At 30.8% G+C, this 584-nt stretch carries 1 protein-coding gene; it reads left to right on the top strand.

Features of this window, described 5'->3' with window-relative positions:
* Window positions 1–121: 121 nt before the first annotated feature.
* A complete protein-coding gene (locus tag C4B24_RS04920; protein WP_131599663.1) occupies window positions 122–553 on the top strand; it encodes a hypothetical protein in 432 nt (143 codons plus the stop codon).
* Window positions 554–584 lie beyond the last annotated feature (31 nt).

Genomic DNA, 584 nt, shown 5'->3' with positions numbered 1-584 from the left:
AACCCAATTCTAGAGGAACAAATACAAAAACATTTGAGTTGTGAGTTAAGAATTTGTTGAAAGTTTAATTTACGCGCTTTTAAATGAGGTTATAAATTTACACTAAATACAAAGGAGTAATATGAGCTGAGAAGAAATGAGTAGAAAGGGTTGTGGTTGTGCATGGTATATGGATGATTGAAATAGGCAAAAGGAAAAAGTCTGCGAGGAACATAGCCAAAAGCAATATGAGGAAAAAAAGAAAAAAAGAGACGCTCGTGATTTAAGAGTTTCCACAGAGGAGGGAAGGTGTCTTTCTTGTGTAAAACTTGATCACATTTGATTTAGCGAATACTATAATCAGGGTGGTTGCACAATTGGTTTTTGCGAAAAATGTAAAAACATAAAAATCAATAAATTAAAATCAAAGTATGAACTCTCTTCTTTAGAAGATTTAGTAGAAATCAAAAATAACAACAAGATAAAGAGTGAATACAAAAAGGCAAAACCCAATTCTAGAGGAACAAATACAAAAACATTTGAGTTGTGAGTTAAGAATTTGTTGAAAGTTTAATTTACGCGCTTTTAAATGAGGTTATAAATTT

This window comes from Mycoplasma marinum, assembly GCF_004335975.1.
Taxonomy (GTDB): domain Bacteria; phylum Bacillota_I; class Bacilli_A; order Mycoplasmatales; family Metamycoplasmataceae; genus Mycoplasma_K; species Mycoplasma_K marinum.
The sequence above is the reverse complement of the archived record's forward strand: the minus strand, read 5'-3'. Positions and strand labels throughout refer to the sequence as shown.